The organism is Solirubrobacter pauli (genome assembly GCF_003633755.1).
Taxonomy (GTDB): domain Bacteria; phylum Actinomycetota; class Thermoleophilia; order Solirubrobacterales; family Solirubrobacteraceae; genus Solirubrobacter; species Solirubrobacter pauli.
In genome coordinates, this window is sequence record NZ_RBIL01000001.1 from 150,434 (window position 1) to 164,856 (window position 14,423).

The 14,423-nt window shown below is 74.6% G+C and carries 11 protein-coding genes and 1 pseudogene; 4 read left to right on the top strand and 8 right to left on the bottom strand.

Annotation, left to right across the window (positions count from 1 at the left end; all coding sequences use genetic code 11):
- Positions 1–11 precede the first annotated feature (11 nt).
- Complete coding sequence (locus C8N24_RS00715; RefSeq protein ID WP_121246826.1) at positions 12–335, bottom strand: SDR family NAD(P)-dependent oxidoreductase; 324 nt, start codon at positions 333–335, stop codon at positions 12–14.
- Between C8N24_RS00715 and C8N24_RS35675 the strand changes: the two are divergent.
- Positions 304–900 (top strand): annotated as a pseudogene (locus tag C8N24_RS35675) (helix-turn-helix transcriptional regulator); the annotation flags it as partial. The gene C8N24_RS00715 and the pseudogene C8N24_RS35675 sit on opposite strands and share 32 nt — an antisense overlap.
- A gap of 20 nt (positions 901–920) precedes the next feature.
- Here the strand turns inward: C8N24_RS35675 and C8N24_RS34540 are convergent.
- On the bottom strand, positions 921–3,053 hold the full coding sequence (locus tag C8N24_RS34540) for an MMPL family transporter (RefSeq protein ID WP_121246830.1): 2,133 nt from the start codon (positions 3,051–3,053) through the stop codon (positions 921–923).
- A gap of 115 nt (positions 3,054–3,168) precedes the next feature.
- On the opposite strand from C8N24_RS34540, the gene C8N24_RS00730 reads away from it, so the two are divergent.
- Genes C8N24_RS00730 through C8N24_RS00740 form a run of 3 tightly spaced genes read left to right on the top strand, consistent with a single transcriptional unit; the run spans position 3,169 to position 8,586 of the window.
- Positions 3,169–3,774: a TetR/AcrR family transcriptional regulator gene (locus C8N24_RS00730; RefSeq protein WP_121246832.1), complete on the top strand. Its 606-nt coding sequence runs from the start codon at positions 3,169–3,171 to the stop codon at positions 3,772–3,774.
- A gap of 13 nt (positions 3,775–3,787) precedes the next feature.
- Positions 3,788–7,177 (top strand): ATP-binding protein, encoded by a 3,390-nt coding sequence (locus C8N24_RS00735; RefSeq protein ID WP_121246834.1) that lies wholly within the window; start codon positions 3,788–3,790, stop codon positions 7,175–7,177.
- 44 nt (positions 7,178–7,221) lie between these two features.
- The gene (locus C8N24_RS00740) at positions 7,222–8,586 is read left to right on the top strand and encodes an FAD-binding oxidoreductase (protein WP_121246836.1); all 1,365 of its coding nucleotides are present in this window, start codon (positions 7,222–7,224) and stop codon (positions 8,584–8,586) included.
- Here C8N24_RS00740 and ligD read toward each other — a convergent pair.
- Genes ligD through C8N24_RS00770 form a run of 6 tightly spaced genes read right to left on the bottom strand, consistent with a single transcriptional unit; the run spans position 8,583 to position 14,422 of the window.
- Complete coding sequence (gene ligD, locus C8N24_RS00745; protein WP_121252847.1) at positions 8,583–9,593, bottom strand: non-homologous end-joining DNA ligase; 1,011 nt, start codon at positions 9,591–9,593, stop codon at positions 8,583–8,585. The two genes, C8N24_RS00740 and ligD, sit on opposite strands and share 4 nt — an antisense overlap.
- Before the next feature lie 5 nt (positions 9,594–9,598).
- Positions 9,599–9,997, bottom strand: a complete 399-nt coding sequence (locus C8N24_RS00750) for a VOC family protein (RefSeq protein ID WP_121246838.1) — start codon at positions 9,995–9,997, stop codon at positions 9,599–9,601.
- A 4-nt stretch (positions 9,998–10,001) separates the two neighbouring features.
- Complete coding sequence (locus C8N24_RS00755) at positions 10,002–10,934, bottom strand: cation diffusion facilitator family transporter (protein ID WP_245971732.1); 933 nt, start codon at positions 10,932–10,934, stop codon at positions 10,002–10,004.
- A 24-nt stretch (positions 10,935–10,958) separates the two neighbouring features.
- The gene (locus C8N24_RS00760) at positions 10,959–12,302 is read right to left on the bottom strand and encodes an MFS transporter (protein ID WP_121246840.1); all 1,344 of its coding nucleotides are present in this window, start codon (positions 12,300–12,302) and stop codon (positions 10,959–10,961) included.
- Positions 12,303–13,133 (bottom strand): dihydrodipicolinate synthase family protein, encoded by an 831-nt coding sequence (locus C8N24_RS00765; protein WP_121246842.1) that lies wholly within the window; start codon positions 13,131–13,133, stop codon positions 12,303–12,305. It lies immediately after the preceding gene.
- A gap of 8 nt (positions 13,134–13,141) precedes the next feature.
- A complete protein-coding gene (locus C8N24_RS00770; RefSeq protein ID WP_121246844.1) occupies positions 13,142–14,422 on the bottom strand; it encodes an aminotransferase class I/II-fold pyridoxal phosphate-dependent enzyme in 1,281 nt (426 codons plus the stop codon).
- Position 14,423 lies beyond the last annotated feature (1 nt).

The window sequence follows — 14,423 nt, forward strand, 5'->3', positions numbered from 1 at the left end:
AACGTGAGCGCTCAAGCGACCATCTGCTCGCTGAGCACCCACAGGCGCTCGGCGAGCTCCGGGTCCACCGCCCACCGGCGCACGCCGTGGTCGACGTGCCCGTCGGCCTCGATCAGCGGCGCGACGTCGCAGTCCTCGACGTAGGTGCCGGACGCCGGACGGTCGTCGAGCGCGGCGAAGACGATCGTCGCCGCTCCCTGCGGCACGGTCTTGAGCCCTGCGGTGACGCGCTCGCCGGCCTCGGTCAACAAGCCCATCGCGCGCAGGTCGTCGTCGCCCAGATGGCGCGAGAGCGGCGTCCAGATGCTGCCCGGGTGGAGGCTGTGCGCGTGCACGCCGCGAGCGGCCAGCGCGACCGTGCTGGGTCCGGGGGCACGAGCTGCGCGCCGGCGACTGCTGCCTGATCAGCTCCGGCACGCCGTACACGCTCGCCTCGCACCCCGGCGTCCCGGCCGAGGACGGCGTCGCCCGCTTCCGCCGTTCGTGCGCGTGCACGACGACCTCGACTGCGCGGCGACGCTCGCGCTGCTCGCGCGTGAGACGGACACCTCACGCCCCGGCGCCGACCTCACCCGGCAGCACCTGGTCCAGGTGCTGTTCGTGCAGATGCTGCGCGCCGCCGCGCCCAGCGGCCCGGGGTGGTTGAGCGCGCTGGCCGACCCCCAGATCGGCGCCGCGCTCAAGCTGATCCACGAGGATCCGAGCCGTCCGTGGCGCGTCCCCGAGCTCGTCGAGGCCGTGCACATGTCGCGCTCCGCCTTCGCGACCCGCTTCAAGCGCCTGGTGGGCTCGGCACCCGCCGAGTACGAGCAGCGCTGGCGCCTGCGCCGGGCCGCCGCGGCGCTGTGGCGGCCCGGCGCCCGCGTGACCGTGGTGGCTCGAGACCACGGCTACGCGTCGCACGCCTCCTTCTCGAAGGCCTACAAGGCCGTGATCGGCGAGCCGCCCTCCGCCACGCGCGGCTGGGCCGGCTTGGGCGCGCGCTCGATCGCGGTGCCCTCGATGTCCAGGTTGGGGATGATCCGGTCCAGCCAGCGCGGCAACCACCAGGCGCGGGCACCGAGCAGGGTCATCAGCGCGGGGATGAGCGTCATCCGGATCAGGAACGCGTCGATCAGGATGCCGACCGCGAACGCGAAGCCGATCGACTTGATGATCGGGTCGTCCGGCAGGATGAAGCCCGCGAACACGCTGATCATGATCAGCGCTGCCGCGGTCACGACGCGGGCGGAGCCGCGGAAGCCGTCACGGACGGCGTCGCGCGCGGTCGCGCCGTGCGCGAACTCCTCGTGCATCTTGGAGACGAGGAACACCTGGTAGTCCATCGCGAGGCCGAAGATCACGCCGATGATCAGGACCGGCAGCAGGCTCACGAGCGGACCGGTCTGCCCCACGCCGATCAGGTCCGCGCCGACGCCCTCCTGGAACACGAGCACGACCGCGCCGAAGGAGGCGACGATCGTCAGCAGGAAGCCGCCGATCGCCGTCAGCGGGACGAGGATCGAGCGGAAGGCGATCATCAGCAGCAGCAACGCGAGGCCGACCACGACCGCCAGGTACGGGATCAGGCTGTCGGCCATCTTCTGCGAGACGTCGATGGCCGCCGCGGTCTCACCCGTCACGAGCACGTCGCCGGCGAAGCGCGCGTCGCGGATGGCGTTGACGAGGTCCTCGGTCGGCTCCGACGACGGGCCGCTGGACGGCGTGACCGAGATCAGCGCGAGGTCCTGGCCGGGGATCACCTGCGGCGGAGAGACCACGGCGACGTCCGGCAGCTTCGCGATCGCGGTGGCCGTCGCCCGCGGATCGCCGCCCTGGGCGACGACGGTGAGCTGGCCGTTGACGCCGACGCCGAAGCCCTCGGAGACGAGGTCGTAGGCCTTGCGCTCGGTCGTGTCCGGGTTGGCGGAGCCGCCGTTCGGGAGGCCGAGACGGACATCCAGCGCCGGGATGGCCAGCGCGCCGAGCGCGACGACGACGAGACCGGCGGCCACGACCGGACGCCGCATGACGACGCCGACCCAGCGGGCACCGAGGGTCGGCTTCGCCTCGCGCGTGACGTCGGCGCTGAACGTCTTGCCACGGACGAGCCGCGCGCCGCCGACCGCGAGCAGCGCGGGCACGAACGTGAGGCTGGCGAGCACGGCGACCGCGATCGCGCCGGCGGCGGCGATGCCCATCTGCGCGAGGAACGGCGTGCCGGTCATGACGAGCGCGACGAGCGCGATCATCACCGTGCTACCGGCGAACACGACAGCGCTGCCGGCGGTGCCGACCGCGAGCGCGATCGAGTCGGCGATGCCCATGCCGTCGCGCACCTGGGTGCGGTGACGGCTCAGGATGAAGAGCGCGTAGTCGATGCCGACGGCGAGGCCGAGCATCGCGGCGAGCGTGAGCGAGGTCGACGTCAGGTCGGTGAAGCCGCTCGCGAGCTGGATGCCGAGCATGCCGAAGCCGACGCCGATCAGCGCGGTGAGCAGTGGCAGGCCGGCGGCGAGCAGCGAGCCGAACGTGATCGCGAGCACGACCACGGCGACGAGCACGCCGAGCGCCTCCCCGATCGGCGGCTCGCTCTCGGTCGCCGCGGCCGCCCCCGCGAACTCCACCTGCGGCGCGGCGCCGTGCGCGGCCCGCTCGATCGCGTCGGTCTGCGCCGCGCCGACCTCCATCTCGTCGACCGCGAACTGCAGGTCCGTGTAGGCGATGCGACCGTCCTTGGAGACGACCGGCGGTGTCGCCGAGGCGACGTCCGGGACCGTGCCGAGCTGCTTGACGGCGGCGCCGACCTTGGCCTCGTCGACCCGCTCCCCCTCCTTGGCGGCGAACACGACCCGACCGATGGCGCCGTCGGCGCTGGCCTGCGGGACGGCGCGCTCGATCAGCTCCATCGCCCGCTGGGACTCCGTGCCCGGGACCTCGAACGCGTCGCTGAACGTGCCCTTGAACGCGCCCGCGAGGCCGCCCAGCGCCACCAGGCCGATCAGCCACGTGGCGAGCACGAGCCGCCGCCGTCGCACCGCGAGATATCCGAGTCGTTGGAGCAGTCGAGCCATGGGGAGGTTCCTTCAGGTGGGGAGTGCGCTGCGAGGCAAGAGTACACCGTGATGCATTTTTGCCAAGGTATGCATCCTTGCTATCGACCGCACGGATCGCTACCTTGAGTGCCGCATGGCCGTCCCGGACACCGAGCCCAACCGCCGCGAGCGCAAGGCCCAGCGCACCCGTCGCGAGATCGTCCGCGCCGCGGCTGAGCTCGTGCTGGAAGAGGGCTACGAGCGGGCGACGATCGCGCGCATCGCCGACCGGGCGGACCTCGCGACGCGCACGGTGACGACGCGCTTCCCGACGAAGGAGGAGATCTTCTTCGAGGGCTCCGCGGACGCGCTGGACCGGATCGAGCGCATCCTCCGCGAGGGCGAAGGTGACCTCGTCGACCGGCTGCGCGCCTGGATCGTCGAGATGGCCGAGGTGAACGCGGACAAGCAGGACGACGCGGAGCTGCGCCGCCTGCGCAGCCGGGCGATCGCCGGCGACCCCGACCTGCGGGCGCTGTTCGCGCAGCAGTTCGACCGCGGCTACGTCGCGATCGCGAACGCGGTCGCCGCGGACACGGGCGAGTCGCCGGACGAGACCGGTCCGCAGATGGTGGCCTCGGCGGCGATCGCGATGATCCGCGTCGTCGAGCGGCTCGCCGCCGAGGGCGACGACGAGGCCGCGCTGCGCGCGCTCGAGCGCGGCTTCGAAGTGCTGCGCGGCGCGCTCACCGCGCTCTGACATCCTTCGCGCGGTGGACGCGTCCTACCGGCTGCTCGGCCCTCTGACCGCGCTGCGCGGGGACGCGGTCATCGACCTCGGCCCGCCCAAGCAGCGCGCGACCTTGGCGCTGCTGCTCCTCCAGCGCGGGCGCCAGGTGTCCACCGACCGCCTGGTCGATGCCCTCTGGGGCGACGAGCCGCCGCCGAGCGCGCTCGCGTCGATCCAGGCGTACGTGTCGAACCTGCGGCGCGCGCTGCGCGGGTCGACGGGCGCGAGCTCGCCGATCGTCCGCCGCGCGCAGGGCTACGTGCTCGAGGTGCCGCCGGACCGCGTGGACCTGGCCGTGTTCGGCGTCGAGCTGGCCGCCGCGCGCGCCGCGGCCGAGGCGCACGAGTGGTCCGCCGCGCTGACGCACGCGGACGCGGCGCTGGCGCTGTGGCGCGGCGAGCTGCTCGAAGACCTCAGCGACCAGGGCTGGGTGCGCGAGGAGGCCGACGCCGTCGACGAGCTGCGCACCGAATGCCGCGAGACGCAAATCACCGCGCTGCTGGCCGCGCAGCGCGTGGCGCCCGCGCTCGCGGCGGCCGTCGAGCTGCGCAAGGCACACCCGCTGCGCGACCGCGCGTGCTGGCTGGCGATGCTGGCGCTCCACCGCGCCGGCCGTACCTCGGAGGCGCTCGACGCGTTCACCGAGCACGCGCGCCGGCTCGACGACGAGCTCGGCCTGGAGCCGGGCGCAGAGCTGCGCGAGCTGCAGGTGGCGATCCTCCGCCATGAGCCGGCCCTGGCCGCGTGGCCCCGCCCGGCGAGCTGGACGGGCGCGACCGAGGTGCACACGCCGGCCTTCCCTGAGCTTCCTCACTCCGAGGTCGAGGTCCGTGGGTCGACGCTCGTCGGGCGTGCGCGTGAGACGCGGCTGCTCGACGAGCTGCTCGCCGACGTCGGGCGGGGCAACGCGCGCTGGCTCGTGCTCACCGGGCCGGCGGGGATCGGCAAGACGCGGCTCGCGGAGGAGCTCGTGGCGCGGATGCGCGCGCTCGGCGGGCGCGACGCGTGGTCGCGGTGCAGCGAGGAGGACGGCGCGCCCGCGTGGTGGCCGATCCGGCAGCTCGTGCGCGCGCTCGGCGAGGACCCGGACGCGCTGCTCGTCCCGCCCGTCGACGTCGACGCGGACGCCGCGCGGTTCGCGCTCTACGAGCGGGTCGCCGAGCGGCTGCAGCGGACGGCGGCGACCGCGCCGGTGGCGGTGGTCGTCGACGACGCGCAGTGGGCCGACCCGACGTCGGTGCGGTGCCTCGCGTACCTGGTCGGCGCGCTGCGCGAGGTCCCGGTCGCGTTCGCCCTGACCCTGCGCGACGGCGCCGCGGACGCCGCGATCGCTCCGCTGCTGCAGGCGTTGGCGCGCAGTGACGGGCACCGCCAGCTCGCGGTCGGGCCGCTCGCGCTGGCGGACGTGCGCGAGCTGGCGAACACGATCGCCGGCGACCCGCTCTCCGAGCGCGAGGCCGACGAGCTCGCGCAGCGCACGGGCGGCAACCCGCTGTTCGTCTCCGAGTACGCGCGCCTCCCGACCGAGGCGCGCGTGCAGGGCGACACGCCGCTGGCCGTGCGGTCCGTGCTCGGCCAGCGCATCTCGCGGCTCGAGCCGGAGATCCTCCAGGTGCTGCGCGCCGCTGCCGTGATCGGCGACGTCGTCGACCTGCCCGCGCTCGCGGCGACCCTGGGCATGGAGGACGACGTGGTCGCCGAGGCGCTCGACGAGGCCGCCGACGAGCACGTCCTCGTCCCCAGCCAGGACACCGCCGGCTACGCGTTCGCGCACGGCCTGCTGCGTGACGAGCTGCTCGCCGGCCTGCCCGCGATGCGCCGCCGGCGGCTGCACGCCCGCGTCGCCGCGGCCCTCGACGGCCACGACGGCGACAGCGTCAGCCGCCGCGCCCAGCACCTCGTCGCCGCGCTCGGTGTGGTCGAGCCCGACGAGGTCGTCGACGCGTGCGTGTCCGCCGCGCGGGTCGCCGAGGCTCGCTGGAGCTCCGAGGTCGCCGCCGAGTGGTGGGCCGAGGCGCTGCGCGTCCACGACCTCCAGCCGGGCAGCGACGAGGACGGCCACGACGCGCACGGTCGCCGCACGGGCGAGCCCGCCACCGGCGGCCCCGCGGGCGAGCTCGCCGCCGGCGTCACCGACGGGCTCCGCGGACGTGACCTGCGCGACGCGCTGCTCGTGGCGCAGGTCGCGGCCCTGGCGCGGGCGGGGCGCGGGCAGACCGTCCTGGACGTGCTCGACGCCGCCCTGCTCGACGCGGCGCGGGCCGGGCGGGCGCGGACGGTCGGGCGGCTCGCGAGCTCGCTCCTGCGCAGCGCGGGCGCGTGGCCGTGGCCGACGTACGGCGACGATCCCGGGCCGCTGCTCGAGCGGCTGCAGAGCCTGGAGCCGCTCGTCGAGGACGATCCGGTCGCGCACGTGAGCCTGCTCGCGGCGGTGGCGATCGGCCGCTGCTACGACCCCGACCCGACGGTGCCCGAACGGCTGTCGGCGCGTGCGCTCGCGCTGGCCGACGCGCTCGGCGACGAGGACGCGGTCGCCGACGCGCTGCTCGGCCGGCTGCTCACGTACTCGGGCGTCGCCGCGTACGCGGAGGAGATCGTCGAGCTCGCCGCGCGGCTGGTCGGCCTGTCGCACCGCGAGGCCCGCGTGGACGCCGCGATCGCTCGCGCCGTCGGGAGCATGGCGCACCTGTCGCTCGGGGACGTCGCCGCGGCCGCCGAGGACGTGCGGCTCGCGGTCGCCGAGACCGACGTGCTGCAGCTGCCCGTGATCCGCGTGCAGCTGCGCTGGATGGAGGGCACGCTCGCCACCTGGCGTGGCGACTTCGACGACGCCCAGCGCCACTACGAGATCGGCACCCGCGTGCACCTGCAGACCGAGCTCTACTACGCGGGCTCCGCCGCCCTCGCCAAGCTCAGCCTGCGGCGCGAGCGCGAAGGCCTGGCCGGCGCCGACCCCACCGGGACGTTCGAGTGGGAGCCCTGGGACGCCGCGATCGCCGCCGCCCGCGGCGACCTCACGACCGCCGAGCACCGCCTGACCGAGTGGCTCGACGCGCAGACCTCCTGGATCTGGATCACGCTCGGCCACGTCACCCTGCTCGCCGACACCGTGGTCGAGGCGCGCCTGACCGACCTCGCCCCACGCCTGTACGCCCTGCTCGAGCCCTACGCCGGCCGGATCGCGGTGGTCGGCCACATCGGGGTCATCAACACGATCGACTACGCGCGTGGCCGGCTCCTCGCGTTGATGGGTGAGACGCGTGCCGCGCGGGTCGTGCTGGAGCGCGCGCTCGAGCAGGCCCGCGCACTGGGTGGTGAGCCCACCGCGGCGCGGTGCGTCCGCGCGCTGGCGGCGCTCGGCGCAGGCTCCTAGCCCGCTCCAAGTGGGCTCCAAGCGCCCACCCGGACACTGCGGGCATGCAGGTCTCCTCCCCACTCTCCAGCGATCTCCGCCCCCGCCTCGACGGCACGCTCGCCCTCCCCGGCGAGCCGGGCTACGAGCGCTCCACGCCGTGGAACGTCGCGGTGCCGATGACGCCCGCGGCGGTCGTCACGGCGGCGCACGCCGACGACGTCGCGCACACGATCCGCTTCGCCAACGACCACGGCCTGACGGTCCTCCCGCAGGCCACCGGCCACGGCGCGGTCCACATGGACCTCAGCCGCACGATCCTCGTCCACACCGCGGCGCTCGACGAGCTGCAGGTCGACGCGGCCAACCGGCGGGCGCGCATCGGTGCCGGCGTGATCTGGCAGCGGGTGCTCGACGCCACCGCGCCGCACGGGCTCGCGCCGCTCGTCGGGTCGGCGCCGGGCGTCGGCGTCGTCGGGTTCTTGACCGGCGGCGGGATCGGGCCGCTCACGCGCACGTACGGGCTCGCGTCCGACACGGTGCTGGCGTTCGAGGTCGTCACGGGCGACGGCCGGCGGTTGCGCGCCACGCCGACCGAGCACTCGGAGCTGTTCTGGGGCCTGCGCGGCGGCAAGGGCACGCTCGGCATCGTGACCGCGGTCGAGATCGAGCTGCTGCCGCTCACCGAGGTCTACGGCGGCGCCCTGTTCTTCGACGGCACCGACGCGTCCGGCGTGCTGCACACGTGGCGCGAGTGGACGCAGGACCTGCCCGAGCACGCGAACACGTCGCTCGCGCTGCTGCAGCTGCCGGACATGCCCGGCGTGCCGGAGCCGCTCGCCGGCCGGTTGACGGTGGCGGTGCGGTTCACGTCGACCGCGACCCAGATCGAGTGCGAGCAGCTGCTCGCGCCGATGCGCGCGGCGGCCACGCCGATCATCGACACGATCGCCCCGCTGCCCTACGCGGCGATCGGCGCGGTGCACATGGACCCGACCGACCCGATGCCGGTGCACGAGACGTCCGGCCTCCTCCGCGAGCTGACCGCGGACGCCGTCGACGCGCTGCACGCGGTCGCGACCGCCAACTCGCCGCAGTTCCTGGTCGAGCTGCGGCTGATGGGCGGCGCGCTCGCCCGCGAGCCCGAGCACGCCAGCGCGTTCTGCCACCGCGACGCGGCCTACAGCCTCCTGATCATCGGCGCGGCTGTGCCGGAGATCGCCGAGGCGGTCAAGGGCCACAACGCGGCGGTCCAGTCGGCGCTCGCCCCGTGGCTCACCGGGGGCGAGTTCCCGAACTTCGGCGCCGCGGTCGGCCCCGCCCGGATGGCGCGGGTCTATGACGAGGACACGCGCATGTGGCTCACCGGCCTCGCCGAGCGGCACGACCCCAAGGGCGTGCTCCGCATCGGCCAGACGGTCCGCGTCTAGTCCTCCTCGACGGCTTTCGCCCGCGAGGGCGCGACGCGCGGTGGCTCGTTCGGCATCTTCGGATAGACCGGCGGCCACGGCGCGTCCATCAAGCCGTCCGCCATGTCGCGGTCATGGAAGGCCAGCAGCGGTGTGAGCGACTGGGGACCCATGTCGATCCACGGGTCCCCCCGCTCGGCGAACCGCTCGAGCACCACCGGGATCGTGAGCTCGTCGGGATGGATCGCGTCGAGCTCGTCCCACCCGATCGGCGCCGACACCTGCGCGCCCTTGCGCGCCCGTACCGACCATGCGCCGAACACGGTCTTGTGCGGCGCGTTCTGGTTGTAGTCGACGAAGACGCGCTCGCCGCGCTCCTCCTTCCACCAGGCCGCGGTCAGCAGCTCCGGGTGCCGGCGCTCGAGCTCACGCGCCGCGGCCACCGCCGCCGAGCGCACCTGGTACGCGTCCCACTCCGGTTCCAAGCGCACGTACACGTGCAGCCCGCGGTTGCCGGTCGTCTTCGCGTGCCCCACGAGCCCCAGCTCGTCGAGCAGCGCCTTGAGCGCCCAGCCCGCCTCGCGCACCATCGCGAAGTCGCACCCCGGCATCGGGTCCAGGTCCAGCCGCAGCTCGTCCGAGTGCTCCTGGTCGTCGGCCAGCGACGGCCACACGTGGAAGCCGAGGCAGGCGAGGTTGACCGCCCACGCCACGTGCGCGAGATCGCCGATCACGAGCGCGCGCGACGGCGTGCCGTTGACGGTCTGCACCGTCGTCGTCTCCAGCCACTCGGGCGCGTTGTCGGGCACGCGCTTCTGGAAGAACGACTTGCCGCTCGCGCCCTGCGGGAACCGCTGCATCAGCACGGGGCGCCCGCCCATCGTGCGCAGCAGCGGCTCGCCCACCGCCACGTAGTAGCGGACGAGGTCGAGCTTCGTCTCCCCGCGCTCGTCGAACAGCACCTTGCCGGGGCTGGTGATGCGCACCTCGCGCCCGTCCAGCTCCAGGATCTCCGCTTCCTCGGCCACGGGCGTCACGGTACCTGGGCGACGATCAGCAGCGAGTTGCCGTCCGGGTCCCACACGCGGAACTGCGGCGGCCGGCCGGCGAGCGGCGCGCCCGCCCAGACCACCACCACGCCCGGCTCGAGCGGCGCGTCGTCGACGCGCGCACCCGCGGCGCGGAAGCGCTCCAGGTCACCCGGCAGGTCGTCGCTGCAGACCGCGATCCCCGTCTCGACCCCCGTCACCTCGGAGGCGACCAGGCACAACGAGATGATCTGACCCGGCGGTGCCACCTCGAGCCAGCGCTCACCCGTGTCGTAGGTGAAGTCGCTGATCTTCTCGAGGCCCAGCGTCCCGGTGTAGAAGGCCAGCGCCGCGGCTTGGTCGCGCACGGGGACGACCACGGTCGAGAGCTCCGTCAGAGGCATGGAGCTAAGGACGACGGGGCGGGCTGGAACTCATCGCCCGGTCGAGGTCGATGTCCGTGAACGACTTTGGGTCCTCGATCGGCTCGAGGTGCGTGAACAGCGTCGCGTGCGGGAGCCGCGCGCGCAGGTCGTCCTCGACGCGCTCGACCAGGTCGTGCCCGTGCTGGACGGTCCACGCCCCCGGCACGAGCACGTGCACGGAGACGAACGCGCGTGAGCCGGCCTGGCGGGTGCGCAGCGCGTGGAAGTCGATCCCCTCGCGTTTGCGGAAGCTCTGCAAGACCGCGTCGATCTCGGCGCGATCGTCGCCGTCGAGGCCACGGTCCATCAGGCCGTCCGCGGAGCGCCAGACGAGCGCTCCGCCGGTGACGACGATGTTCACGGCGACCACGAGGGCGATGATCGGATCGAGGATCTCCCAGCCGGTGAGCGCGACGGCGGCGACGCCCGCGATCACGCCCGCGGACGTCCAGACGTCGGTGATGAGGTGCTTGCCGTCGGCCTCGAGGATGATCGAGCGCTCCGCGCGGCCGGCGCGCAGCAACACGAGCCCGACGCCGAGGTTGATCAGCGACGCGCCGGTGGAGACGGCGAGGCCGACGCCGGCGCTCTCGATCGGCTGCGGGTCGAGCAGGCGCCCGAACGCGGTGATGCCGATGGTCACGGCCGCGACCAGCACGAGCGTGCCTTCCACGCCCGCGGAGAAGTACTCGGCCTTCTGGTGCCCGTACGCGTGCTCCTCGTCGGCCGGCTTGAGCGCGAAGCGCAGCGCGAGCATCGCGACGATCGCCGCGACGAGGTTGACCACGGACTCCGCCGCGTCCGAGAGCAGGCCGACGGAGCCCGTCAGCAGATACGCGACGGTCTTGAGCGTGATCGTCGCCACCGCGGCGGCGACGGACAGCCACAGCAGCCGGAACAGCCGGTCGGACTTCACCAGGAGACGGTACCTACCCGGGACTCAGCGGCGCGGAATCAGCCGCAGCGTGAGCGCGGCGACCGCCGCCAGCAGCCCGGCGGTGACGACCAGCGCGACCGAGAGGCCGTCGGCGTAGGCGGCCGCGCCACCGTGCGCCGCATGCGAGACGACGATCGAGCCGAGCGCGGCCACGCCGAGCGTCGCGCCCACCTGGCGGCCGGCGTTGTGGATCGCCGACGCCATCCCGGTCCGCGCCGACGGCACCGCGGACACCGCCGTGGCGGTCGTCGGCGGCAGCGCGACGCCCGCGCCCGCGCCGAGCAGCAGCAGGGCGAGCCAGACGTCACCCGGCCCGTCGGCGCCACCGACCCGGCTCAGCAGCAGCGCGCCGACGGCCGCGCACAGCAGGCCCGTAGCGATCAGCGTGCGTGGCCGGACGTGCGCGGTGAGGCGACCGGAGACCGGCGCGAGCACCGCCACCGCTCCGCCCAGTGGCAGCAGCGCCAGCCCGGTCTCCAGCGGCGTGAGCTCCCGGAACGTCTGCAGGAACGCGGAGATGTAGACGCTCACGGCGAGCGTCGCGAAGAGGATCGTCGCCGCGGCGAGGTTCGCGGCGGCGAAGACCGGCCGGCGGACGAGCTCCAGGTCCACCAGCGGCGCCGGGTGGCGCCGCTCGGCCGAGATGAAGACGAGCAGCGTGACCGCCGCGACCGCGAAACTCGCGAGCACCTCGGCCGACGTCCACCCGCGCGCCGGCCCTTCGATCAGCCCGAACACGAGCGCGCCGAGCGCCGCCGTGACCAGCAGCGCTCCGCGCACGTCGAAGCGGTGCGCGGCGCGCGCGGGCCGGTCGTCCGGGATGAACAACGGCGTGGCCGCCGCCAGCGCGAGCGCCACCGGCACGTTGACGCCGAACGCCCAGCGCCAGCCGAGTCCGGCCACGACCGCGCCCCCGATCAACGGCCCGACCGCCACGCCGAAGCCCGACCCGGCGCCCCAGACGCCGATCGCCCGGGCGCGCGCCAGCGGGTCCGAGACGGAGGCGGTGAGGATCGCGAGCGAGGCCGGGAGGATGAGCGGCGGCCCGAGCGCCTGCACGACCCGGGCGGCGATCAGCACCTCGGGGCTCGGGGCCAGCGCGCAGGCGAGCGAGCCGGCGGCGAAGATCGTCAGGCCGGTGAGCATCGCGCGGCGCCGGCCGTAGCGGTCCGACAGCACGCCGCCGGCGACGAGCAGGGCCGCGAGCACGAGCACGTACGCGTCGACGATCCACTGCTCCTGCGCGCCGGACGCGTCCAGGTCGGCGCTGAGCGGTGGGAGCGCGACCGCGATCAGATTCGCGTTCGCGACGCTCATGACCTGCGCGATGACGAGGATCGCGAGCATCTACAAGCCGAGCTCGTCCAGCACCGGGCCGACCTCGTCGGCGGGCGCCGGGCGGAGCGGGCGCGGCAGGTTCGGCTCGCCCGTGAACCCGCGCAGGACGGCCGCGGTCGCGACCACGCGGATGCCGCCGTAGCGGCGGAACAGGTCCCACAGCGGCTCGAGGTCCACGTCCTCCCCACGTGCGATCGCGAGCGCCGGCTCCGGGAACAGGCCGCCGATGACGCTGAACCAGACGTCGGCGCCGGCGCGCAGCGCCTCCGCGGCGAACCAGTCGCCGCTCACGCCGAGCGCGACCGACTCCGGGACCCGCGCGCGCAGGCCCGCGATGCGCGCGGCCGCGCCGTCGCCGGGCAGCTTGATCGCACGCACGTGGGGCAGCTGCGCGATCGCCACGTGCAGGTCGTCGCTGAACGCGAACTGCGTGGTCCGCGGGTTGTCGTAGACGCACAGCGGCACCGACAGCTCGGCGGTGACGTCGCTGTAGAGGCTCAGCACCTCGTCGTCGGTGAGCAGCTGGTAGGAGACGGGCGCGAGCAGCACCGCGGACGCGCCGGCGGCCTGCGCGTCGTGCGCATGGGCGAGCACGTCACGCGTGCGCAGCGCCCCGATCCCGACCATGACGGGCACGCCCTGCGCGGCTTCCACCGCCAGCCGCGTGAGCCGGGCGCGTTCCGTGCGCTGCAGGTACGCGTAGCTGCCGGTGCTGCCGAGCGGCGCGATCGAGTCGACGCCGGCCTCGGCCAGGCGGGCCACGAGCCGCGCGAACGCGCCCTCGTCGATGCCGTCCTCGTCGAGCGGGGTGAGCGGGAAGGCGCTGAGTCCGGTGAACATGGGGAGGCTCATTTCTTGGCGGTCTTCAGGGCGGTGGCGAAGGCTTCGGCCTGCTCCGGGGTGAGCGTGGCCGTGGTGACGCGGAGGGCGTGGCGGGTCGGACCACCGACGGCGAACGCGCTCGCCGGCCGCACGTGGAAGCCGAGGTCGGCGAGCGCGGCGGTGACGCGGTCGGCGTCGCCGGGCACGTCGACCCAGACGTTCAGGCCGTCGGGCGGGATCGCCACCGGGACGTCCAGCGCGTCGACGAGCAGCCGGGCGCGCTCGTGGTAGGCGGCGCGGGCACGGGCGACGAGGCCCGCGGTGGCCTCGTCCTCGAGCAGGTGGGCGGCGAGCCGCTGCAGCAGGTGGCTGACCCACGCGGGCGCGAGCCGGGCGCGTACGTGCGCCGCGGTCACGTCGTCGGCGGCGAGCACCGCGACGCGCAGGTCGGGCCCGAGGAACTTGGTCACCGAGCGGACGAGCGCCCAGCGCGCGGTCTCCGGCGGCGTGACGCGCTGGTAGGTGGCCTGCGCGAGCGCGGAGAAGTGGTCGTCCTCGATCACGAGCACGTGCGGGAAGCGCGCCAGCACCGCCCGCAGCTCAGCGGCGCGGGTGGCGGTGAGGCTCGCGCCGGTCGGGTTCTGGGCGCGCGGCGTGACCACGACGGCGCGCACCCCGGCGGCGAGCGCGCGTTCGAGGCCGTCCGCCGTCATGCCGGCCGCGTCGACCGGCACCGGCACGGCCTCGAACCCGCTCAGCCGCAGCGTGCCGATGTGCGCGAGGAAGCACGGGTCCTCGACCGCGACGGCGTCGCCGCGCGTGAGGTGCGCGGCGAGCACGCGCTCGACCGCGTCGACGGCACCGTGCGCGACGACGACGGTGAAGGCCCGCGCGACGTCGGCTGTGAACGTGCGCTCGGCCCAGTCGACCAGTCGCGGATCCTCGGCGGGGAGGCCGTACAACACGGGCTCGTCCGCGTCTCCCGTGCCCGGGAGGCGCAACTCCGGCAGCAGGCGGGGGTCCGGGTTGCCCGAGGCGAGGTCCACGAGCGCGGACGCGGCGGCGCCCTCACGCGTCAGCTCCGGCAGCCCGGCGATCGCGGTGCCGCCGCGGCCGTGCGTCTCGGCCACGCCGGCCGCGACGAGGTGGCGGTACGCGGCGGCGACGGTGTTGCGGTTCACGCCGAGGTCGGCGGCCAGCGCGCGGATCGGCGGCAGCATCGCGCCGGCGGACAGCTCGCCCACGCTGACGAGGTCGCGAACGCTGCCCGCGATCTCCTCCGCCGTCCGTCCGCCGATGCTGTTCATG